This window comes from Neptuniibacter sp. PT8_73 (genome assembly GCF_047778045.1).
Taxonomy (GTDB): Bacteria; Pseudomonadota; Gammaproteobacteria; order Pseudomonadales; family Balneatricaceae; genus Neptuniibacter.
Window position 1 is genome coordinate 2,709,728 of sequence record NZ_CP180545.1, and the last position, 21,821, is coordinate 2,731,548.

18 protein-coding genes are annotated in these 21,821 nt (G+C 42.6%); 12 read left to right on the forward strand and 6 right to left on the reverse strand.

From position 1 onward, the window contains the following. Nucleotides 1-3: 3 nt before the first annotated feature. Both rmuC and ACMXYN_RS12175 read right to left on the reverse strand, forming a co-directional pair. Nucleotides 4-1,446, reverse strand: coding sequence for a DNA recombination protein RmuC (gene rmuC, locus ACMXYN_RS12170; RefSeq protein WP_415892049.1), 1,443 nt, complete (start codon nucleotides 1,444-1,446; stop codon nucleotides 4-6). A 6-nt stretch (nucleotides 1,447-1,452) separates the two neighbouring features. Then, on the reverse strand, nucleotides 1,453-1,812 hold the full coding sequence (locus tag ACMXYN_RS12175) for a hypothetical protein (RefSeq protein WP_415892050.1): 360 nt from the start codon (nucleotides 1,810-1,812) through the stop codon (nucleotides 1,453-1,455). A 180-nt stretch (nucleotides 1,813-1,992) separates the two neighbouring features. Between ACMXYN_RS12175 and ACMXYN_RS12180 the strand changes: the two genes are divergently transcribed. From ACMXYN_RS12180 to ACMXYN_RS12225, 10 genes are all read left to right on the forward strand, one after another. Further along, on the forward strand, nucleotides 1,993-3,042 hold the full coding sequence (locus ACMXYN_RS12180; RefSeq protein WP_415892051.1) for an ion channel: 1,050 nt from the start codon (nucleotides 1,993-1,995) through the stop codon (nucleotides 3,040-3,042). Between the two features lie 16 nt (nucleotides 3,043-3,058). Next, nucleotides 3,059-3,460, forward strand: coding sequence for a DUF350 domain-containing protein (locus tag ACMXYN_RS12185; protein ID WP_415892052.1), 402 nt, complete (start codon nucleotides 3,059-3,061; stop codon nucleotides 3,458-3,460). 13 nt (nucleotides 3,461-3,473) lie between these two features. Then, the gene (locus ACMXYN_RS12190) at nucleotides 3,474-4,067 is read left to right on the forward strand and encodes a DUF1190 domain-containing protein (protein WP_415892053.1); all 594 of its coding nucleotides are present in this window, start codon (nucleotides 3,474-3,476) and stop codon (nucleotides 4,065-4,067) included. Nucleotides 4,068-4,074: 7 nt separating this feature from the next. Beyond that, the gene (locus tag ACMXYN_RS12195) at nucleotides 4,075-5,238 is read left to right on the forward strand and encodes a glutathionylspermidine synthase family protein (protein WP_415892054.1); all 1,164 of its coding nucleotides are present in this window, start codon (nucleotides 4,075-4,077) and stop codon (nucleotides 5,236-5,238) included. A gap of 165 nt (nucleotides 5,239-5,403) precedes the next feature. Then, on the forward strand, nucleotides 5,404-6,042 hold the full coding sequence (locus tag ACMXYN_RS12200) for an O-methyltransferase (protein ID WP_415881778.1): 639 nt from the start codon (nucleotides 5,404-5,406) through the stop codon (nucleotides 6,040-6,042). Beyond that, the gene (locus ACMXYN_RS12205; protein ID WP_415892055.1) at nucleotides 6,042-6,440 is read left to right on the forward strand and encodes a hypothetical protein; all 399 of its coding nucleotides are present in this window, start codon (nucleotides 6,042-6,044) and stop codon (nucleotides 6,438-6,440) included. The genes ACMXYN_RS12200 and ACMXYN_RS12205 overlap by 1 nt, the downstream gene beginning before the upstream one ends. Nucleotides 6,441-6,482: 42 nt before the next feature. Next, a complete protein-coding gene (locus ACMXYN_RS12210) occupies nucleotides 6,483-8,819 on the forward strand; it encodes a YdbH domain-containing protein (RefSeq protein ID WP_415892056.1) in 2,337 nt (778 codons plus the stop codon). Nucleotides 8,820-8,850: 31 nt separating this feature from the next. Beyond that, complete coding sequence (locus ACMXYN_RS12215; RefSeq protein WP_415881781.1) at nucleotides 8,851-9,051, forward strand: YnbE family lipoprotein; 201 nt, start codon at nucleotides 8,851-8,853, stop codon at nucleotides 9,049-9,051. 12 nt (nucleotides 9,052-9,063) lie between these two features. Next, nucleotides 9,064-9,402, forward strand: coding sequence for a YdbL family protein (locus tag ACMXYN_RS12220; RefSeq protein WP_415892057.1), 339 nt, complete (start codon nucleotides 9,064-9,066; stop codon nucleotides 9,400-9,402). Nucleotides 9,403-9,488: 86 nt separating this feature from the next. Next, complete coding sequence (locus ACMXYN_RS12225; protein WP_415892058.1) at nucleotides 9,489-10,583, forward strand: lipid A deacylase LpxR family protein; 1,095 nt, start codon at nucleotides 9,489-9,491, stop codon at nucleotides 10,581-10,583. 76 nt (nucleotides 10,584-10,659) lie between these two features. Here ACMXYN_RS12225 and ACMXYN_RS12230 read toward each other — a convergent pair whose 3' ends face one another. Further along, nucleotides 10,660-12,489 carry an EAL domain-containing protein gene (locus ACMXYN_RS12230; protein ID WP_415892059.1) on the reverse strand — a complete coding sequence of 610 codons (1,830 nt, stop codon included), beginning with the start codon at nucleotides 12,487-12,489 and terminating at the stop codon, nucleotides 10,660-10,662. Nucleotides 12,490-12,611: 122 nt separating this feature from the next. Here ACMXYN_RS12230 and ACMXYN_RS12235 point away from each other — a divergent pair, with 122 nt between their 5' ends. Together ACMXYN_RS12235 and gcvP are read left to right on the forward strand one after the other, a co-directional pair. Further along, complete coding sequence (locus ACMXYN_RS12235; RefSeq protein ID WP_415892060.1) at nucleotides 12,612-14,297, forward strand: diguanylate cyclase; 1,686 nt, start codon at nucleotides 12,612-12,614, stop codon at nucleotides 14,295-14,297. Nucleotides 14,298-14,528: 231 nt separating this feature from the next. Next, a complete protein-coding gene (gene gcvP / locus ACMXYN_RS12240) occupies nucleotides 14,529-17,429 on the forward strand; it encodes an aminomethyl-transferring glycine dehydrogenase (protein ID WP_415892061.1) in 2,901 nt (966 codons plus the stop codon). Nucleotides 17,430-17,811: 382 nt separating this feature from the next. Here the strand turns inward: gcvP and drt3b are convergent, their stop codons facing one another. Genes drt3b through ACMXYN_RS12255 form a run of 3 tightly spaced genes read right to left on the reverse strand, consistent with a single transcriptional unit; the run spans nucleotide 17,812 to nucleotide 21,716 of the window. After that, on the reverse strand, nucleotides 17,812-19,794 hold the full coding sequence (gene drt3b / locus ACMXYN_RS12245) for an antiviral reverse transcriptase Drt3b (protein WP_415892062.1): 1,983 nt from the start codon (nucleotides 19,792-19,794) through the stop codon (nucleotides 17,812-17,814). Next, a complete protein-coding gene (gene drt3a, locus ACMXYN_RS12250) occupies nucleotides 19,794-21,011 on the reverse strand; it encodes an antiviral reverse transcriptase Drt3a (protein WP_415892063.1) in 1,218 nt (405 codons plus the stop codon). Before drt3a ends, drt3b begins: the two co-directional genes overlap by 1 nt. A 9-nt stretch (nucleotides 21,012-21,020) precedes the next feature. Then, a complete protein-coding gene (locus ACMXYN_RS12255; RefSeq protein ID WP_415892064.1) occupies nucleotides 21,021-21,716 on the reverse strand; it encodes a hypothetical protein in 696 nt (231 codons plus the stop codon). Nucleotides 21,717-21,821 lie beyond the last annotated feature (105 nt).

The following is a 21,821-nucleotide window of genomic DNA, read 5'->3' on the forward strand; positions in this document are numbered from 1 at the left end:
ATGTTACTGGTCAGATTCTAAAGCGCGCTCAACAAGCTCAGTATTAAGCTTCTTCTTGCCATCTGCACCAAGGCTTTGCAGCATGGTCACCTGACTCACCAAATTCCCACGCCCCGTTGATAGTCGCTTATTCGCGGTATCAAAAGCGGCTTGCGTTCTTTGCAAGTTACGCCCTACTTCATCCAGAGCGTCAATAAAGCCAACGAATTTGTCATACAGCTCACCACCTCTGCGAGCGATCTCTTGAGCATTTTGATTCTGATGCTCGTAACGCCAGATATTGTGGATAGTTCTTAACGTCACCATCAATGTCGCAGGGCTTACCAACATGATGTTGCGATCAAACGCTTCTTTAAACAGATTAGGTTCTTTCTCTAATGCCAACAAGAAAGCGCCTTCGACTGGGATAAACAAAAGCACGAAATCGAGAGAGCGAATACCCTCTAGCCCTTGGTAAGCTTTATCGCTCAACCCTTTAATATGACCACGCATCGAGATCAAATGTTCACGCAACATGCGCTCACGCAGATCTTTATCTTCTATGGAGCAATATTGTTCGTAGGCAGTTAACGATACTTTCGAGTCGACGATGACGTCTTTACCATCCGGCAGATGAATCACCGCATCAGGCTGGTAGCGTTTACCTTGAACAGATGCAGATACCTGCAGCTCAAACTCGTAGCCTTTTCGTAAACCCGACTCTTCTAATGCTCGCTCTAGTACAACTTCGCCCCAGTTGCCCTGTGTTTTGTTTTCGCCTTTCAAAGCTTGAGTCAGATTGATCGCATCTTCACTCATCTGCTGGTTAAGCTGTTTTAGATGAGATATCTGCTCATAGAGGGCACGACGATCTTTGGACTCTTTATCGTAAACGTCTTCAACACGACGCTTAAACTCTCCTAACTGCTCTTTCAGAGGTGTCAGTAGGTGTCCCATATTCTCTTGATTGCTCTGAGTAAATCGCTGAGCTTTCTCTTCAAAAATACGGTTAGCTAGATTCTGGAACTCTTGCTTTAACTGTTGGCGAGCTTGCTCTAACACTTGAAGCTTTTCAGAATGCGCTTCTTGAGTCGCCTCATATCTTGCTTCGAGATCCGCAATCACTTCATTACGGTCAGCCAACTCAAATTTAGTTTGCTCTAAGCGTTTATCAAGCTGATGTTTTTCTGTAAGTGTGTCACGCAGTCTTGGTTCTAGCGCATGCAAGCGCTCTTCGATACGTGCTTTTTGGATAGATACTTCATGATAGGCAGATTGCTGTGCAGCCAACTCAGTTTCGAGTTTAGCTTTTAACGAGATTATTGTGGTCTCGCTTTCAGCAACCTGCTGTAAGAGGTCTTCTTTTTGGGAAGTAAGATGCCTGTATATAAAGAAGAACAGGCACCCTGCAATCAATACGCCCAGCAGCAAACTATTCAGATCAAATGAAGCTAGCAGCTCAGGCATAGAAAATTACCAATAGAGATATAAAGCGACTAGGGAAACCGCAGAAATAATCGTTGATATAAACAACGTCTTCAATTCACCCAGCATAGGCTGAAGAATAACCAAATAAGCCACTGGGAAAGTAATAAACATACATAGCGGTGCAATCCACCAATCCAGATGACGGACGCCATAAGCCATAGAAAATATAAATGTAGCAGCAGCAAGGTTACCCGCTAATACGATCGTCATCAGACCATTACGCTTTTGAGCGAATGCAGGCTTATCCTCTTCAGGTAGTTTGTTGATACCTCCTGCGCTTAACGCACCGGACAAAGAGAATATACCTGAAACTAGAAAAATGATAAGAGGATCGATACTAGGCACACTAAACTCCAAAACATTGTGAATCATTTAATAACTACGCCCATGTCAGATCTTTTTTCAGGCGCTCATGGCGGGCTATTGTAAGGCTTTTAAGGGCCACTGTTAAGAAATGGCTCCCTTTTGCATCTATTATTAGATGAGATTAAAATCCCGCCTCAATTCCATGTACACGGATTTTTAATGCAGGTTTTCAAAAGCTTACGCAAACTGCTCAACCGTCATTTCAAGAACATGAAATGGCAGGCTGTATTAGCACTGCTTCTTTTATATGGCCTAAGTAGCTGGTTGCTTTTGGAATGGGCGGGTGAATCCAACCTCACCGGCTCAGACTACATCTACTGGTTAATCGTAACGGCTTCGACTGTAGGCTACGGAGATCTATCTCCCGAAACGGCAACAGGCAAAGCATTAGTTGCGTTCTACATTATTCCTTTCGGTCTTGGTCTATTTGCACTCGTCGTCGGTAAGTTTGCTGCATTCAGTGCTTTTCAGTGGAGAAAAGGTGTTATGGGTCTTAAAGAGCTCAACCTCTCAAATCATATCGTCGTAGTTGGCTGGAACGAAGTTCGTACCCTGCCTCTTCTTAAACTTCTCCAGACAGAAGCTAAGAACAACCTTAATCGCGAGATCTGTTTGTGCGTCGCTGATGAGATGGAAAACCCGATGCCAGGCCATATCGAATTTGTTCGTACCGTTTCATTAAACGATGATGAAGGCTTAAATCGTGCAGATATTGAAGAGGCCTCCACAATTATCATCGATTGCGCACAAGATGATCAGACGCTTAGCGCTGCTTTAAATATCTACAATCGCAACCCTGAAGCACACATCATCACCTACTTTAGGGATGAGAGCTTAAGCAACCTGCTTAAACAACACTGCCCTACCATAGAGTGTACGCCTTCTGTATCTACAGAGATGTTAGTGAAATCAGCGATGGACCCGGGCTCCAGCATTTTGCACCACGAACTTCTCAACACAACTACAGGTATGACCCAGTTCTCGGTTGTCGTACCTGAAGGTTTGCCAGAGATGTCTGTGCGTGATCTATACGTGCCATTAAAAGAAAATTATGGCGCGACCCTGATCGCAGTTGATCTAGATAACGACGGTAAACCTGAAGTGAATCCATCACTCGATAAACGCGTTAGATCAGGCTGCACTATTTATTACATTGCACAGTCCCGTTTAAAAGCATTGGACTGGGCTGCAATTACCCAACTTTCATAATTTCTAGGAGTCTCGCATGGACGCTCTACTTATTGGGCTTACCAACTTTGCTATCTATTTCGGCCTTTCACTGGTTGCCCTGCTACTCTTTAAAGTCGTTTATACCTTCCTGACTCCTTATGATGATTGGGCACTGGTTAAAGAAAAAAACATGGCTGCTGCCTGCGCGCTTTCCGGTGCAACAATTGGTTTCACCATTGCCCTTTCTAGCGCCATTAGTAACTCCGTATCTTTAGTAGATTTTGCTGTATGGGCAGTTATCGCACTAGTCGCTCAGTTAATCGCTTATCTAGTTGTACGTTTGTTTATGCCGAAAATCACCCAACGCATCCAAGATGGAGAAACACCTGCCGGTATCGTGCTGGGCGCGGTATCCATCGCGATCGGTATTCTTAATGCTGCCTCTTTGACCTACTAAGGAGGCATCAGGGATGAAACGCACGAAAATAAACCATCTGCAAAAAAGTGATTTTGCATTTGATGCTACATGGCTGAAAAACGGACTACGTCTATCAGCTGTCGCTACTGGTGCTGCACTACTGAGTGGCTGTGATTCTGAAGATGGTTACATCTACAAATCAGTCACTGCATGCGAACTGGATAACCCAGGCTATGACGATAGATGTGAAAGCGCCTATCAAAAAGCGCTAGCAGATTGGAAACGCACCGCACCTCGATATCGTAGTGAAAGCAACTGCGCTTACGATTTCGGTAACCACCAGTGCTTCGAATACTCCCCCTACTTTATCCCACTAATGACGGGCTTTATGTTGGGCGAAAATCATCGTACCGAGGAAGACTTCGATCTCGATTTCGACCGACCTAGAGGATTAGGCTATAGCACCCGAAGAGGCACTCCTGCTTTTCATCGCTGGGTAAGCTCATCTGGCGATCTATTTGGTGATTACCATAAGAACAAAGTTAAGGTCAGCTCTTCTGCATTCAAAGGCAGTAAAGGTAGCGCCCGCGTTATGGGTCGTGGTGGTTTTGGTAAAACCATCTCTAGTCGCTCTTATGGCGGTTAACCTGTAGATGCTAAGAGTCACCTGCGCCAAGCGGCCTGATTGGCGTGAAACTGCTGAACAATATGGCTTCCATTTTCATACCATGTATGGGGAGCCATATTGGGATGAATCTGCCTACTATCAGTTCTCTCTTGAACAGATAGAACAAGATATTGAAGCACCGACAGCTGAGATTCATCAGATGTGTCTGGCAGTGGTTGAGCATGTGGTAGGTAATGAAGAACTGCTACGACGCTTTCAAATCCCAGAAGCCTTTTGGGATGAGATTGCGCGCTCTTGGTTTGCCCGCGAAGATAGCCTCTACAGCCGCATCGATCTTTGTTATGACGGTAAAAGCCCTGCCAAATTCTTAGAGAATAATGCGGATACGCCCACCAGCCTTTATGAAACGGGGTTCTGGCAATGGGTATGGCTTCAGCAACAGGTTGATCGCGGTAAACTGTCTCGCAATGCTGATCAATTTAACTCCCTGCAAGAACGACTGATCGAGCGCTTCAAAACACTCAAAGTTCGCCAGCCTTCGCGCTTACTGCACCTAGCGAGTTGCAAAGACACCATCGAAGATCGTGGTACTGTGCAATATCTGCAAGACTGCGCTCAACAAGCAGGCCTACTAAACGACTTCATCTATGTAGAGGATATCGGCATCAATGAAGATCATCGCTTTGTCGATCAGCTAGGCAAACCGATCAACTGGTTGTTTAAACTTTACCCTTGGGAGTTTATGCAACGGGAAAAGTACGGCAAATACATTGCTCAAAGCGGTACAACCTTTCTAGAGCCGATTTGGAAAAGCTTAATCTCCAACAAAGCACTACTGCCTTTATTGTGGGAGCTCTTTCCAAATCACCCCAATCTACTGCCTGCTTATTTTGAAGATGATCCCCGCGCTGCAGAACTTACGCATTATGTGCGCAAGCCGATATTCTCTCGCGAAGGTGCCAATATCAGCATCGTTAATCAAGGCGAAGTCGTCGCGAAGGCTGAAGGACCGTACGGTGAAGAGGGATACATTGTTCAGGCTTGTCACCCTTTACCTAAATTTGACGACAATCACACACTGATCGGTAGCTGGTTAATAGACGATCAACCCGCTGGTATTTCTCTAAGAGAAGATAAACACCCGATCACACAGGATCTTTCACGCTTTTTACCGCATATCATCCTTTGATAGCGATGAGTCAGTCGTAACGCAATCAGGCTAGAAAATGGTATTATGCGCGGCAATATTTAAATAACGCCCAATAAAAGCTGTTTTTTCAGTTTGGGTCATGACTTTTATCACCGTCGACAACGTTAAACTAACGCCGTCGAACCTAGATTAGAGAAAATTTAAGTGGAATTTTTGGTTAACGAAGCAATTGAAGATTATGCCTTTCAAAGCACTACAGCTGAGCCTGAATTGCTGCAAGAGCTAATCGATGAAACCAACAAAAACATGGGCTGGCCTCAAAAGCTATCTGGCCGTTTAGTTGGCAGAACGCTAAAACTTCTTGCTCAGTTGCACCAACCAAAAAACGTACTAGAGATTGGTATGTTCACTGGCTATTCTGCTTTATCCATCGCAGAAGGTATGCCAGAAGATGGCAAGATTATCTGCTGCGAAACAAACCCTCGCGCAATCGACTTTGCCAAAACATTCTTTGATCGTAGCCCTCACGGCCACAAGATCGAAGTAATCTTCGGCAAAGCAATCGAGACCATCGAAACACTGGATATGGAGCTAGACTTCACTTTCATCGATGCCGATAAGCGCAACTACCTAAACTACTACCACAAGGTTCTAGAAATGACGCGCCCAGGCGGCCTGATCATTTTGGATAACATGTTGTGGTCTGGCAAAGTATTACAGCCAGAATCTGACATTGATGACGTCTTAGTCGATCTAAACAAAGAGATCGCTGCGGATCCAAATGTAGAAAACCTATTCCTAACCGTTCGCGACGGTATGAATGTGGTACGGAAACTACGTTAATGCGACACCTAATCAGCGCGATTAATTCAGACGTTCCTCAGGTTGCGCTTAACAGTAACGAAGCCGCTCCTGAGGAAAGCTATACAATCGAATCTGCAGATGCGGTGCTAAAGCTCTATCTCGATACCGATGAAAAAGCACCTTTAATGGCAGCACTGCAACAAGTACGTAATGCCATTATCGAAGATTTAGACCAAGTAGAAACTGTTGCTGAAATTTACGGTCTGATGTATTGGTTACTCGCGGATCATGGCGTCGATAATCGCGGTGAATCTCTAGAAGAAACCGCTGATAGATTAGGCGATATCGATATTGAGAACGATACTGATCAATATGGCGAACTTATTTTCCACCTCAAAGATGCCGTAGAACGCTTGTACGATATAGAACTGGATTAACAGCACTGTTTTACGTTTAAGTGTACGTTTAAGGGAGGCAGTATGCGCAGAGGTCATAAAATACTATGGGCGTGCCTCCTTTTAACTTTCACTTTTGTAATTGCCCTACCTTTAGCCGCTTATTTCTTCTCCCCAGTTATTGCACATAAAAGCCTGCAATATTGGTTGGAGCAAAATGACTTCTCCGCTGTTGAACTGGATATGCAAACGCCTAGCTGGAACGAGCTGCATATCGCTAATGTAAAATTAGAAAAACACACCCCTACTCAGATCATCAGTTATCAATCCAGCGATATCACTCTGCAGTTTAACCCTTATACACTCTGGCAAGAGCAGCGCCTCAAATTGCTATCAATGCCGCGCTCAGATATAAAGATCACTTACACCACCGAACAAAGCAGTGAGAGTAATAATGAAGTGGTCGATCTAAGCCAAGCGCTACCCTCGGTTTGGTTTAATCAGATCCCGATTGATGTAATTAAAGTCGGACAAGTCACTCTGGAGCTGGATTACCCTGAGAACCAGAGCGACTGGCAATTTATCGGCGCACTGCTATTTGAAGACGACAAACTGTATAGCCGAGTTAAAGCCTTAAGGGACGAGAAAGATTTTGGTTGGGGCGACCTGAATCTGAACAAGCAGAATCAATTTACGTTTCGATTGTTAGAAAACGAGGAGCCTTTCTTTAATATTGCAGGCGATCTCTCTTTTAATGACAAACTGACCTTAACATCAGCGCAAGAGATCCAACTGGCGGGCTTACAGAGTTGGCGACAAAAACTCGAACTGCACAATCTGCCTATTCCTAAGCTAGAAGGCACGGTCGAACTGCAAGGGAAAATTCACTTCCCGCTTCAAACTCGTTTCTCGCCAGATGAACTGTTAAAAAGTATCCAGATTGATCAAATCGGTAAGGCAAAAATAACTGTTTTTAACCCGATTCCGTCGCTGGAAAAAGCCTCTACCGAATTAGAAGGTGCGCTTAAGTTCTCATTGAAAGAAGCGGAGATCACGCTTAATGCCGACACCAATATACAAGTCCCCGAGCTAAAGCACCCTAGCTTAAAAGCACCGATACAAAACCTGAAAGCGACCTTACAAAAGTCACTCGCGATCAAAGCGAATATCGGCCAACTGCTTTTAGATGGTGCACTGATACCAGACGTATCACCTATGCATTTAGATATTGAAGCAGGTGCGATTGCCCTAGAGGGTATTAATGTTTCACCTATACGTTCTAAACTAAGCCTCGATTCCATTGATCTAGCTAAAGAGAAAATCTCAGGTTCAATTGCTATTCCTCAGCTAAACCTGAGCCAAGGGGAAGCCAAATTCCCACAATTGAAACTGAGTTCTAAATTCACATGGGATAAAGATCAGTTAAGCAATCGCTATCAGGTATTCAGCAACGCTCCTATTAAGCTAGATCTAAAAGGTCGTGCAAATACCACATTAAGTAACGGCAACACTAAGCTAAATTGGTCCGTACAACCTATCAGCCTCAAAGGGATTGATCGCACACTAGAAGCCTACGCTCCTATTCCGAAAGAGCTGAGCGTGCTTAAAGGCACCCTATTCCACAAAGGCAGCGGCACCTTAAACAACGGCAAGTTCTCAGCACAATTTAACAACAGTATCAGAGCAGCAAATATAAGCTGGGATGAAACCTTAATCGAAGGGCTCAATTTAGATTCAACTTCCCGACTTTCTACCTCAAGTAGATTACGCGATACAGGCAGCATTAAGCTGGATCGGGTTACAACAGGAGTTGAAATCAAAAATGTGCAAACAAGTTATCAGTATCAGCAGCGAAATAGCGGTGACCTGCTTAAACTGAAGGGTATGCAGGCTGAACTTTTTGAGGGTTTAATTAGCCTCTCAGATTTCGAGTTCAATCCGAGCAAGCCCGATATCACCAGTCAGGTTAAGGTGAATAATATCGATCTTGGCGCGGTGATGGCTTTGGAAAGGCAGCAAGGGTTATCCGGTGAAGGTAAATTAGGGGGAAGTTTCCCTCTAGCTTACAAAGATAACGCTTTTACCATCACTGATGGTGTAATCAAAGGCTTAGCGCCTGGGGGCAAAATTTTGTTTGAGCCAACCCCAGCAGTGCAAGCCTATGCTGCAGCGAATGTTGGCTTAAAAATGGCGATAGAAGCGCTTCAGAATTTTCATTATGAAGAGCTGGATATAGGGCTTAACTATTTAGCGGATGGTACTGCCTTACTGGAAACCCGTTTAAAGGGTAGCAATCCCGATTGGCAAAATGGCCATCCGGTAGATTTCACGATTAATGTGGAAGAGAATATTCCTAAGTTAATCAAAACATTACAGTTTGCAGATAAATTGACGAAGACAATCGAGAAGCGTTACCGTTAACGCAGATTGAAACCAAATTTGAGGAACAACCATGAAATTAACCCATTTACTCCCACCTTTTGCGTTAGCAATTGCGTTGGCTGGTGTGAGCGGTTGTTCACCCCGCGTGGAAGTCGCGGTACCTAGCGAACCTATTACCATTAACCTCAATGTTAAAATTGAGCACGAGATTCTGGTCAAGGTTGATAGGGAAATTGATGAACTGCTCACAGAAAACAGCGATATTTTTTAAAGGGGTATGATGATGAAACAGTTTCGAACTCTATTCAGCATGATAGCCCTAGCGCTATCAATCATTGCAACACCTGTTTGGGCTATATCTAAAGATGATGCCAAAGCTCAAGGTCTAATCGGTGAGCGTACCAACGGCTACCTAGGTATAGTGACATCCAAGCCTACAGGCGATCTAAAATCTCTGGTTGATGGCATTAATAAAAAACGCCGCGCTGCTTACGACAAAGGTTCTAAAAAAGCAGGCGTAGAACGCGCTGTGTTTGAACTACGTATGGGTCAACGCCTTCAGGACCGTACGCCTGCGGGGCAATTTATCCAGCTACAAAACGGCAAGTGGCGTAAAAAGTAGTTTTCAAGATTTAGCCGATAGGGCACACGCCCTATTCGGCTTGTTTTATCCAAGTAACACTCGCAATACATGAAAGGGACGTCCGAATGTCAGCCCACAGCCCAAAACTGATTGCAGCGTTAACCGCTACGTTACTCAGCACAGGCAACGCATCAGCTGATACCATAGCCTCCTTAGCCAAAGACGCTAATGAGTCTAATCCATGGACGCTCAATCTTTATTTTGAGAATGATCTGTTTTCCGAAACGGACCAAAACTACACCAACGGCATTAAAGCCTCTTGGGTCTCCCCCAATATCAGCAACCATCTCAACGACCCAAACTTGCCAGAATGGGTAGGTAAAGTTGCACCTTATTTACCAAGGTTTGATCCACCCAATCCAAATGGCGAACCAATCCAACGTAATGTTGTGGTGAGCCTAGGCCAACAGATCTATACCCCCGAAGATCTTGAACGTTTTAGCGTCGATCCCAATGATCGCCCCTACGCTGCTTGGCTCTATGGCGGCCTTTCTTTCCATAGTCGTACTCGCCGTCACATGAACACTGCGGAATTAAATGTCGGGATCGTCGGCCCTTGGGCCTTCGGTGAAGAAGCTCAAGACTTTATTCATGATCTGCGAGGGTTTAAAAAGTTTAATGGCTGGGATAATCAGCTTAAAAACGAGCCCGGTATTCAACTTGTTTACGAACATAAATATCGCTTCTTAGAAGGTCCGATCTCTCCACTGTTTGAATACGATACCATCCTCCATGGCGGTGGTAGCCTCGGTAATGTCGCGACCTATCTTAATGCTGGTGCTGAAGTGCGTGTCGGTTGGAATCTACCCCAAGACTTTGGCACATCTGCCCTACGTAGTGGTGGCGATAATAGCGCCCCAGGTTTGGGAGATGGACGATACCAGCGTGGTAGCCGTGACAATAATCTAGGTATTCACGCTTTTGCATCGATGGATGGACGCTGGGTATTAAGAGATATCTTTCTTGATGGTAATACCTTTAGAAGCAGTCACTCTGTAGATAAAGAACCTTTAGTTGGCGAAGCTGCAGTAGGTATCGCAGCTCTATATAAAGGCTGGAAACTCTCGTTTGCTAAAGTCCATCGCAGCAAAGAGTTTAAAGGCCAGCCCGACGGTCATTCCTTTGGTTCACTGAGCTTAAGTTACTCTTATAGTCTCTAAACAAGCTCTTCAAAAACAGCTCATAAAAAGGCTCCCTTAGGAGCCTTTTTATTTGCTTACCTTTTCCATAACGAATCTAGAGCAGTTTTAAAATCTCATCCTTCGACATCGGCTTGGCAAAGTAATATCCCTGCAGATATTCACAGCCCATCTGTTTGAGATAGTCAGCCTGTTCGAGTAACTCAACCCCTTCTGCGACCAATTCCATCTGCAAGCCTTTAGCCAAACCCACAATCGAGTTAGCAATACAGCGATCGTTGTCGGCATCCGGTAAGCCATCAACAAAAGACTTATCAATTTTTAACTTAGTAACCGGCATATGCTTTAAGCGCGATAGCGAGGAGTAACCTGTACCAAAATCATCAATTGCCATACGTACACCAAGGCTAGATAGTGCTTCTAATTGAGAACGGACAAATGCAGAGTTTTGACCGATCAGTTCCTCAACGATTTCCAACTCGACTTTACATGCAGGTAGATCGTGTTCCTGTAGCAAAGAGGCAATCTCTTCGGAAAGCGCAGAGTTATGTAACTGTTCAGAGGCAATATTCACAGATACCCAATCGACCGATTTACCATGCTGCTCAAATGTCACCAGATCTTCACAAGCTTTCCTTAACATCAAACTGCCCAAGCGTTCCATCAAACCGAGCTTTCTAGCAGTTGGTAGGAATTCAGCAGGCGAAATATATCCTTTTTCGGGGTGAGGCCAACGGACTAACGCCTCTAAACCCACAATGCTTTCTTGTTTAGCACAGTATATAGGCTGGTAAAAAGGTACGAGCAGGGACTGCTCAATCGCTTCAGCCAATTCATGCTCGAAAGTACGCTTACTTTGCAGCTGTACCAACCAGTCTTTAGCAAAATACTGTACGCCACCACGCGTGCTCTCTTTGGCTCGTCGCATTGCAAGTTCAGCACAGCGCATCGGGCTAGTAACAGGCTCTCCTTCTATCGGGTAAATCACTACTCCGGTACTGCTACTAACATTGACGAACTCTTCGTTACATATCTTCAAGGGTGTATGGCTTGTGAGTTTTAGCTGATGGGTAAGCGAGTTTAATTGATCTGTATCTTCAAGATTAGGAATCCATACCGCAAAGGTATCTCCACCCACACGTGCTAAGCGACAATCAATACGTCGGGTTAATTTCTCTAGACGTCGAGCAAAGGCCACCAACAAATGGTCAGCTACCAGATGACCGTATTGATCATTAATAGAGGCAAACGAATCAAGCCCGATCCAAAGCAACGCACTCGGATATTCACTCTCCCTACTCTCTTGCTGATTAAAGTCCAATCGCTTTTGAAACTGATTACGCTTTTCTAAGCCCGTGAGTGGATCGTACTGTTCCAGAAATTCTAGCTGCGCTCGATCTCTTAGCCACAACTCGTGCTCATTAATCATCGAGATATGATCGGCCAGAGAAGCAATATAAGACATCTCGGGCATATCCCAAACGCGCTGTTCACCAACCTGTTCAAGGCATATCACGCCTTGTAACTTTCCTGAGGAGAAGATCGGAGCATCCAACATAGAACAGATATCGTTGGGGATAAGATAAGAATCGGCAAACTCTTTGGTACGCGAATCAGTAATCGCATTATCGGCATTGATTAAGCGATCTTCTGAGATGGCTCGAAAGTACTTCGGGAAATCAGTCTGGTAAAGAGCTGCCCCTTGGTAATACTGATCAGTTTCATGCAGATACAAAACCTCGCACACAATCCTCTGCGCATCAGAATCTAATTTCCAGACGCTTACACGAGAAACATTCAACTGTTCTGCACAGGACTGAATAATGTGCTTTAGCTTCGATATCCGAGGATAATCAATAAAGCCTTCCCCATGACTCAGCACTAGTAAAGATTTGTGAAGACTAATTAACTTTTCTACCGCTGGCATACCTTTCCCTACAGTGAAACTAACCTACTGATCTACATCAGGAAAAAAAACAAAGTCTTACCTACAATAGTAGTTGATGTTTCCTCAATGCCAATACATGAGCATTAAGTAAGGAAAAAAAGATGCAGCTTTCACAAAAACTTATCGCTATCGAAGTACTTTTTTTCACAATTCTTATGGGAGGGGTAGCTCTCACTATCTACTTCTTTGCCCTTCCTGAAATACGTAATGTGGAAACGCAATATCATTTAACAGATATAAAACGCATTCAAAATGGTATTAAGAATGAGCTGGATTACCTAAACAGCATGTCGACAGACTGGGCAGCTTGGGATGATACCTATCAATATTCAGATCAGCCTTACAAAGAGTTTGAAACCGCCAACTTAGTTCCAGAGACACTAGAGGATCTTCGATTAGACCTACTTATCCTAATCAATAAAGAAAATAGAATCTTAAACAAACTAGCAAATGACAACATTGGCGATCCCGAAAGCTTGCAACTTCTACAAGGCAGCGAGTGGAGTAATAGTCACCCGGCTTTGCAATATATCGGGGACGATAAGCAGGGAATCTTTGAGACAGAGATCGGGCCATTGTTGCTTGCTAGGCAACCTATTTTGACCACCCGAAAACAAGGCCCTCCTCGTGGCTACCTAATCTTCGCTAAACTACTAAATGACTCCTTAGTGCAGGAACTTAGTGAAGAGTTACAAGTAGATATTTCTATCAGCATGGCCACTAAAAGCACGCTTACACCATCGGTAGAATTTATTTCACCAAAACAATCACATTCTAGAGGCTATATCCAACTGATGAACAGTAGCGATACTGTCATTCAATTGGATATTAATCAGCCCCGTCCTTTTTATCAGCAAGCAATAAGTGCCGTGCGCTATTCACTATTCACAGCGTTAATACTCAGCAGCATCGCCTGCTTGATCACTTACATGATCCTGCGAAAAGTACTGATTAACCCGATTATCCAACTCCAGCAACAAGCTGATCGTTTCAAATATAAAGGGGAGAAACAGCCTTTCACGGCCTTAGAAAGCAATGATGAATTAGGACAACTATCCACAACGTTTATTGCTATGGCCAAAGAACTTTCACAACACTTTGGTGAACTGACACAGGAACGAGACCAGCTTCAAGATAGTAGTTATACCGATGCCTTAACAACGCTTAAGAATCCGCGTTTTCTATCAGCCTTTCTTAGCTCTGAAGCCAACAAGAAACCACCTGCAGACTGGACCTTTTTCACATTAGATTTGGACTTCTTTAAACAGGTTAATGATAACTACGGCCACGATATTGGGGACGTGACACTTCAGCAATTTTCTGCACAGTTAAAATCGTTCTGCCGTGACCAAGACATTCTAGTGCGCAGTGGCGGTGAAGAATTTACAGTGATCTGTTATCAACTAGATGGAACCAGCGCCAAAAAGCTTGCCGAAAGGATTCGCCAAGGTATCGAGAAATTTGAATTTGGAAACCAACAGAAATTTAACCTCAGTTGCTCAATCGGTTTTTTCTCTATCCATATATATACCCCCCAAACAAACAGCCACGTTTGGAAAAGCATGTTAAAACTATCTGACATTGCTCTGTATGCGGCTAAATACAGTGGTCGGAACACATGGGTTGGTTTGCAAAATCTAAGTCACTGTAAAGATGGGCACTACCCAAGTGACAGTAGTGAAGTACAGCATTGGTTAGAAAGCAAAAAGTTAAAACTCATCACACCTCCACACACTGAAGAACAATTACGTTGGGATAAAGAAACTCCGACAAATTGTTCAGAATAAAATTGTTAACACATTGCTTATGAGCGTTATTACGCAATAGCGCGCATAAGCAATCCGCTCAACGCCCGAAAAAATGCCTCCTCTACTCCCCTGAAAGAAACGCTCCGATAAGAAAACACAGTTTCCTAAAATAAACTTTTGTCTATTTTCTATCACAAAATGAGCAAAAAACGGGTATCATTAGCCACTTTTTGAGCACACCATAATCAACTGATCACAGGTAAGTTAAAAATGCCGACACAGAATCAGGCTCCGCTTTCCGTTCTGGAGCAAAAAGATGCCTTTATAGCGCGTCACATTGGACCTTCCGCAGCCGAGCAACAAGCGATGCTTGCCGAGCTTGATGTAACTGATATGGATCAGTTGATCAGCCAAACCGTACCTGAGTCTATTATGCTCAAGTCACCGATTGGCCTACCAGAAAGCCGCTCTGAAGATGAGGTACTTGCGTACCTAAAATCTGTTGCGCAAAAGAACAAAGTAAACACATCGATGATCGGTATGGGTTATACCGACACGATCGTGCCAAACGTTATTCTACGTAATGTATTGGAAAATCCAGGTTGGTACACGGCGTACACACCATACCAGCCAGAAGTTTCCCAAGGCCGTTTAGAAGCGATCCTTAACTACCAAACAATGGTGCTAGACCTAACCGGCCTAGACCTTGCCAACGCTTCCCTACTGGATGAAGCAACCGCTGCCGCTGAAGCGATGACGCTATGTAAGCGTATGTCTAAAGCGAAGAAAGCCAACACATTCCTAATCGATAGCAATGTTCACCCACAGAGCATCAGCGTTATTGAAACACGCGCTGAGCCACTAGGTTACGAAGTGATCGTCGGTGACGTAAGCGAGTTGATCGATCAACACGAAGTATTCGGTGTACTGGTTCAGTACCCAGGTACTTACGGTGATGTAAACGACTACGCTGAGCTAATCGAAAAAGTTCACAGCAAAAAAGCCCTATTCTGCGCAGCTGCAGACATCATGAGCTTGATCATGCTGAAATCACCAGGCGAGCTAGGTGCAGACGTTGTATTCGGTTCTGCTCAGCGCTTTGGTGTTCCAATGGGCTACGGTGGTCCACACGCGGCATTCTTTGCGACTCGTGATGCATACAAGCGTTCTGTTCCTGGCCGTATCATTGGTGTTTCTGTTGATACACGCGGTAACAAAGCACTGCGTATGGCGATGCAAACACGTGAGCAGCATATCCGTCGTGAGAAAGCGACATCTAACATCTGTACTGCTCAGGTTCTACTTGCCAACATGGCAGGCTTCTACGCGGTTTACCACGGCCCACAAGGCCTTAAAACAATCGCTAGCCGCATCAACCGTCTGACTACGATTCTTGCAAAAGGCCTACAAGCGAAAGGCGTTCAGCTACTAAACAACAGCTGGTTCGATACCCTATCTATTCAGCTAGATAACGCTGAAGAGGTTTACCAAGCAGCACTAGATGCAGGTATCAACCTACGTAAGATCAGCGATAACAAGCTGGGTATGACTTGTGATGAGTGTACTAACCGCGACATCATCAACACCCTTTGGGATTGCATCCTAGGTGCAGGTCACGGTCTTGACCTAGACAGCATCGATGCAGAGATCTCCGCATCTGGTGAAACATCATTTGATGCTGCACTAGTTCGTGAATCAGAGATTCTTCAGCACCCAGTATTCAACAGCTACCACAGCGAAACAGAGATGCTTCGCTACCTTAAGAAGCTGGAAAACAAAGATATCTCCCTTGCACACAGCATGATCGCGCTTGGCTCTTGCACGATGAAGCTAAACGCTACTGCTGAGATGATCCCAGTGACATGGCCTGAATTTGGTCAGATCCACCCGTTCGCACCAATGGATCAAGCACAAGGTTACAAGCAGCTGATCACAGAGCTAGAAGATCAGCTAAAAGAGATCACTGGTTTTGATGCGATCTGCATGCAGCCAAACTCTGGCGCACAAGGTGAGTACGCGGGCCTATTGGCGATCCGTAACTACCACCAGTCAAACGGCGAAGCGCACCGTAACATCTGCCTAATTCCAACATCTGCACACGGCACTAACCCAGCATCAGCGGCACTGGCTGATATGAAAGTGGTACTAACCGCATGTGATGAGAACGGTAACGTTGATGTTGCTGACCTGCGCGCTAAAGCAGAACAGCACAAAGATGACCTATCTTGCCTAATGATCACTTACCCATCTACACACGGTGTATATGAGGAAGATATCCGTGAGATCTGCCAGATCGTTCACGATAACGGTGGTCAGGTTTACATGGATGGTGCCAACCTGAATGCTCAGGTAGCGATCAGTCAGCCAGCAGAGATCGGTGCCGACGTATCGCACATGAACCTGCACAAAACATTCTGTATCCCTCACGGTGGCGGTGGTCCAGGTATGGGCCCTATCGGTGTTAAAGCACACTTGGCTCCATTTGTTGCTAACCACCCAGTTCAACAGATCGAAGGCCCTAAAGCTGAGAACGGCGCAGTATCTGCTGCACCTTGGGGTAGCGCATCTATCCTACCGATCTCTTGGGTTTACATCGCACTAATGGGCGGCACAGGTCTACGCGCTGCAACAGAGAACGCGATCCTAAACGCTAACTACCTAGCGAAGAAACTAGGCGAAGACTTCCCTGTTCTTTACTCTGGTCGTAACGGCCGTGTTGCACACGAGTGCATCATCGACATGCGCCCGCTTAAAGAAGCGTCTGGCATCACAGAAGAAGACGTAGCTAAGCGTTTGATGGACTTTGGCTTCCACGCACCAACAATGTCCTTCCCTGTGGCAGGCACATTGATGATCGAGCCAACGGAATCTGAATCTAAAGCTGAGCTAGATCGCTTTATCGAAGCGATGAGCACAATCCGCGAAGAGATTCGTCAGGTTGAAGCAAACGAGATTGACGGCGAGAACAACCCACTGCGTAATGCGCCACACACCATGGCAGACATTATCGATTCTGAGTGGAACCGCCCTTACTCACTTGAAACAGCAGCCTTCCCTGCTGATCATCTGAAAGGCAGCAAGATCTGGCCAACGGTTAACCGTATCGACAACGTATACGGCGACCGTAACCTGTTCTGTTCTTGTATTCCGGTTGAAGATTACGCTGAGTGATTAGCGAAACAGTCTAAAACTAAAAATGCCGCATCTGATGCGGCATTTTTTTTTGGTATGGTGGGAATTGAGTTTTCTAGTCGTTTACTAACAAAAGAACGGATTTAGCAGAAAACTCTATTCATTTCACAATGGAAGACCTGACTCTAAGGTTTAGCAAAATTCGAATAGGTGAAGCATCCTCATGACTTAGCGTGTGAGGCTCTGCAATTTAGATTAACAACCCGTTTCCTTCGAGCCCTCTTATTGAGGTCACATGGTAACTGGTACACTTAACTCGAGCCGCTGTTTAGTTGATATCTCTAAACAGAACTGCATGAGATCACAAGTGATCACCTACAGCAGCGACACTCAGATGCTTCGAATAATCGATACTACGCAACTAGTATGGACTGCGCAATTCTTTCTTCATAAGAACACTTTCTAAGCCTGCTTCATCCCAAGTAAAAAACCAGTCTTTACCAGCTATATACTGGTACAGATGCTCTTCGTTTACTGGAGACATCTCAATTCCTAGAGCTAAATTAAATTTACTAAGTAACTGTTTCCTGAATTCCTCATCAAAATAAGGATTGCGGATGGAGTCTAGAATCATACATACGATTTCAGTATTTTTTTCAGGGATAGCACAACTATCAAGCTTGCTGGTAACTAAAGATTGCAGTAGTTGCGTTATATTGACTTTCTCGCGCTTACAGAAATAGGATAAGACCATTATTTGAAAATAGCCCAAGTCTTTACCTTCTTTAACACAAAGGATGGTCTTCCCATCTACTTCCTTCTCTTCGAGATTGAAAAGGGAATAAAGAGTACTTTCTGCAATAGGATAATCATTTCTATTAGTGGACAGTCCAATTAATAGATTAAGTGTTTCAATACTATTCGCTTTCCCTTTGTCTGCCATCTTACTAAGTAGGAGAGTAGTCTCATCATAAATTTTCTTAGAAATCTCATCCTTGAATTCAATATTGCCCAAATCTGTTAACCCATTGATGATGACAATCATTTGGGTAATTATGTATGTAGTTCTTACACGTATATCCATACTATATATAAAGAATGAGACCTCTATAGACATTAATATGAATCTCAAAATAGCTCTATGGTCCCCATCTTCTATTGCACTAGCAACTCGTTGATCTCTAACAACAGAAAAAAGGTGCCGTCTAATTTCTGATAAAGTACGACCCGTAAGACTTTCATAACTTACATTATTGGTCTTAACAATTCGCTTTATATTTTTTATAAAACGATTAGCTACTGAACCTGGCGACCTTGGAAAATTTACGAATGAAGCATCCACAAAACTTGATCGATCATCACTAATAAATGGTGAATACATCGAATCAACTAAATCCTTACAATCCATTTTGGCTATAGTTAGCCCAGTGATAAAAGGTACTTCATGAAATGAACTTTTAGATTCATTAATGAATAATTTGTTCTTTTCAAGTTCATCACAAACTATTGAAAAAATATTTTTTGGTATCTTCTCATCCTTTGTATAAAGAAAATAATCATCAACGTAACGTCTAAAAGTATAATCCTTATCAAAAACCAGCCCTAGCTCACATAAAATTCTATCTATTATAGAATTATCTATGCTTTGCAATATTATTTCGGCAAATATTCTTGAAAATTCTGGCCCAACTAAAATCCCACTTGATTCGAGTTCATTTGAATTTATCATCAAATCTTGAAATGTCTTCTCAAAAGAATAACTATCAGAGTATTTTTTAGCATATTCTTTATCCTTAACCGCCCATGACAATGTAGGCACATATATATTATGAAAACATTTCGAAATATCAAACCTAGTTAAATAATCAAATTTCTTTTCAATTCGATGAGATTCATATGAATCATAAAACTTATACAGAAAGTTGTATTTCTTATAAGTAAAATATGAACTTGCCACTATTGCTTTAGACTCAAACGCTTCCTCTTCCACTTCAACTGCATCAACTTTCAGTGTGTCATAATTCACAAGCTCTTTTTCATAGTATCGAGATGCTACTTTGGATGGTGAGCGAAGAGAAACGGGGCTTTTCCCACATAAGTCAGTAATTAAAGAGTCATATGACTTATAGAAATCGGAAAATTCAATTTGTATTGATGGATGAGGAATAGATAGAAGACGTTTGCTTCTAGAGTTTTTGGTTATTCTGTAATTAAAAGGGGTCGTATATCCGCTAACCCTAAATATTTTATCAAAGAAATCAGAAAATTCAGAAGCATAACCTTCACGACCCGCCAAATGAAAATAAACCCCTTCATTAGAGAAAGTAATTGGAACTTCGTATGGCAACGTTTCTGTTAATATAACTCTATTATAATCATGCTTATTTACATTAACTTTAGCCATTACCAGCACTTCCTAATTTTCTTTCTTATTAGATATGAAAAGTTATTCATTACTCTTTTTTCATATCCATACATAAATGAAAGTTTACTTATTTTAACAAACGTAGACATATCCTTGTGCTTTAACTTATCTATTGATCTTCGAATGGCTGGGTATTCTGTCCTTATAGTTTTCTGAAAGAAAACATCAAGATGCTTTAACTGAGATTTATCAGTAATAAGTGGATAATTAAAATATATCCCAGACTTGAGCTTTGAGCGCTCTATATCAGAGACAACGTACTGATTACCTGATAGAAAGCTCAACCTTGCAAGTAAAAGGTTAGAATTTCCGTTCCTATAATAAGATCTTATAGATCGTTCTACCCTCTTCTTGATCTTGGTAATCTTTTTCTTACTGATAGTAATCTTTACTTCTCTTTTTTCCTTATGATTTCCTATTGGGCCTGCATTAAACCTATAACCAAGGAAGTCAAATCCACGATATAGGGACTGATTTTCACAAAACTCAACTATCTCAGTCTTATCATTGAAAGTTAGGTCTGGCACAAATTCTTGCCTAACTCTTTCAATTCTTTCTCTGACCTCGGATACTGACCCGAAACAGAAGACAACAATGTCATCTACAAATCTTTCATAATAGTAAATATTTGGAATTTTCCTGATAGCCTTATCAAAAGGCCTTAAATATAGCTCAGACAATGTAGAACTTATTGCTAAACCCCTTGGTAGCCCAGGGATAGACAATTCATCCATTCTGTCAGAAAAATTATTTAGAACCGTCCTTCCAGAATGAGAAAGCAGCCATTCATCATGAACAAAAGAGACAACTGACTTCCTATTTACAGATTCATAAAAGCTTTTAAAATCTAGACGTATTATAGAGAAAGGCTGTGAGTCTTTCAGGAGGGATATCACTTGCTTAACAATCGCAGATCTATCAGCTTGATGAATTTTGAAAAGCCGCTTTATATTATCATTCAGTTTTTTTAGGACCAATTCATCGACCAAAGATCCACATTCTATTATAGAATTAGAGTCTACTTTTCTTAATCTAAAATCATCAAATTCATATGAATTATTTTTCAATTTATCTGAAATAGATAAATACTCATTTTCTAGATAATCATCATTCAGCAAACCACTATCATTGAATTTTACAACTGACTTCCCAGAAAGCTTCTTAAGGTTACTATAAGTAAAGCTTTGATTAAGCATCACTATCACCTAAGATTTTAAAGTAATGTATTGATAGAACACTTCGTACTCTAGGTGACCTTTAAAAGCTAAACTTCTCTTAAAAAAACTTATACTCAAGAATACCGATATCAAAAACACCAATACATTACTAACGATCAAACAATCACTGACCGTGCCGAATATTAACTTTACTATATCAAAGTCCACATAAAAAAATACCAAACCAGAAATCAAAAATATCATCGAACAGTTTCTATAAAACCCCATTCTTGCAAGAAAAACCTGCATATTATATGTATGCCCTTTTTGTTCGACATAGGCTTTACATATCCTATATGGGTTTGGTGTATCTCGATTATCTGAATCCGTTTTAAATTCAATATTAGACGAAATCATTTTTTTTGCTGATTCCTTTAATATTGTAGTATCCCTATGTTCTCTTACTCTCAACCATGCAAAAAAGCTATACTTTGATATTTTTTTAAGAAAGGTGCAATACATATTGGAAAATGGATCAATAATCGATCCAACTAGCATTAACACAAAAGGTAATAGAACAGCAGTTCCTAGAGATAAATTCCCATAGATAACCTGTAAAGATTCTCTATGGGCATCAAAGAAACTACTAAGATAAATAAATAGAGATGAAATTATTAGTACAAGTAAACCAACCAGAAAGTTGGTGTAAACATCCCAAATGCTCAGTTTGATGTTCTCTACCATGATATGTCCCTAAAACGGATTCCGTGTAAATCTGTATGGAGTTTTTGTTGAGTAATCGAATAACTATACTATGCTCCACCTCTATGAACATCATTAATGTAGGCA

What these genes read in the sequence shown, in the direction of transcription:
- drt3b (WP_415892062.1), bottom strand. Translation starts at nt 19,794, where the DNA reads ATGGCTAAAGTTAATGTAAATAAGCATGATTATAATAGAGTTATATTA.
- gcvP (WP_415892061.1), top strand. Translation starts at nt 14,529, where the DNA reads ATGCCGACACAGAATCAGGCTCCGCTTTCCGTTCTGGAGCAAAAAGAT.
- ACMXYN_RS12185 (WP_415892052.1), top strand. Translation starts at nt 3,059, where the DNA reads ATGGACGCTCTACTTATTGGGCTTACCAACTTTGCTATCTATTTCGGC.
- ACMXYN_RS12255 (WP_415892064.1), bottom strand. Translation starts at nt 21,716, where the DNA reads ATGGTAGAGAACATCAAACTGAGCATTTGGGATGTTTACACCAACTTT.
- drt3a (WP_415892063.1), bottom strand. Translation starts at nt 21,011, where the DNA reads ATGCTTAATCAAAGCTTTACTTATAGTAACCTTAAGAAGCTTTCTGGG.
- ACMXYN_RS12220 (WP_415892057.1), top strand. Translation starts at nt 9,064, where the DNA reads ATGAAACAGTTTCGAACTCTATTCAGCATGATAGCCCTAGCGCTATCA.
- ACMXYN_RS12180 (WP_415892051.1), top strand. Translation starts at nt 1,993, where the DNA reads ATGCAGGTTTTCAAAAGCTTACGCAAACTGCTCAACCGTCATTTCAAG.
- ACMXYN_RS12205 (WP_415892055.1), top strand. Translation starts at nt 6,042, where the DNA reads ATGCGACACCTAATCAGCGCGATTAATTCAGACGTTCCTCAGGTTGCG.
- ACMXYN_RS12190 (WP_415892053.1), top strand. Translation starts at nt 3,474, where the DNA reads ATGAAACGCACGAAAATAAACCATCTGCAAAAAAGTGATTTTGCATTT.
- ACMXYN_RS12225 (WP_415892058.1), top strand. Translation starts at nt 9,489, where the DNA reads ATGTCAGCCCACAGCCCAAAACTGATTGCAGCGTTAACCGCTACGTTA.
- rmuC (WP_415892049.1), bottom strand. Translation starts at nt 1,446, where the DNA reads ATGCCTGAGCTGCTAGCTTCATTTGATCTGAATAGTTTGCTGCTGGGC.
- ACMXYN_RS12215 (WP_415881781.1), top strand. Translation starts at nt 8,851, where the DNA reads ATGAAATTAACCCATTTACTCCCACCTTTTGCGTTAGCAATTGCGTTG.
- ACMXYN_RS12195 (WP_415892054.1), top strand. Translation starts at nt 4,075, where the DNA reads ATGCTAAGAGTCACCTGCGCCAAGCGGCCTGATTGGCGTGAAACTGCT.
- ACMXYN_RS12235 (WP_415892060.1), top strand. Translation starts at nt 12,612, where the DNA reads ATGCAGCTTTCACAAAAACTTATCGCTATCGAAGTACTTTTTTTCACA.
- ACMXYN_RS12230 (WP_415892059.1), bottom strand. Translation starts at nt 12,489, where the DNA reads ATGCCAGCGGTAGAAAAGTTAATTAGTCTTCACAAATCTTTACTAGTG.
- ACMXYN_RS12210 (WP_415892056.1), top strand. Translation starts at nt 6,483, where the DNA reads ATGCGCAGAGGTCATAAAATACTATGGGCGTGCCTCCTTTTAACTTTC.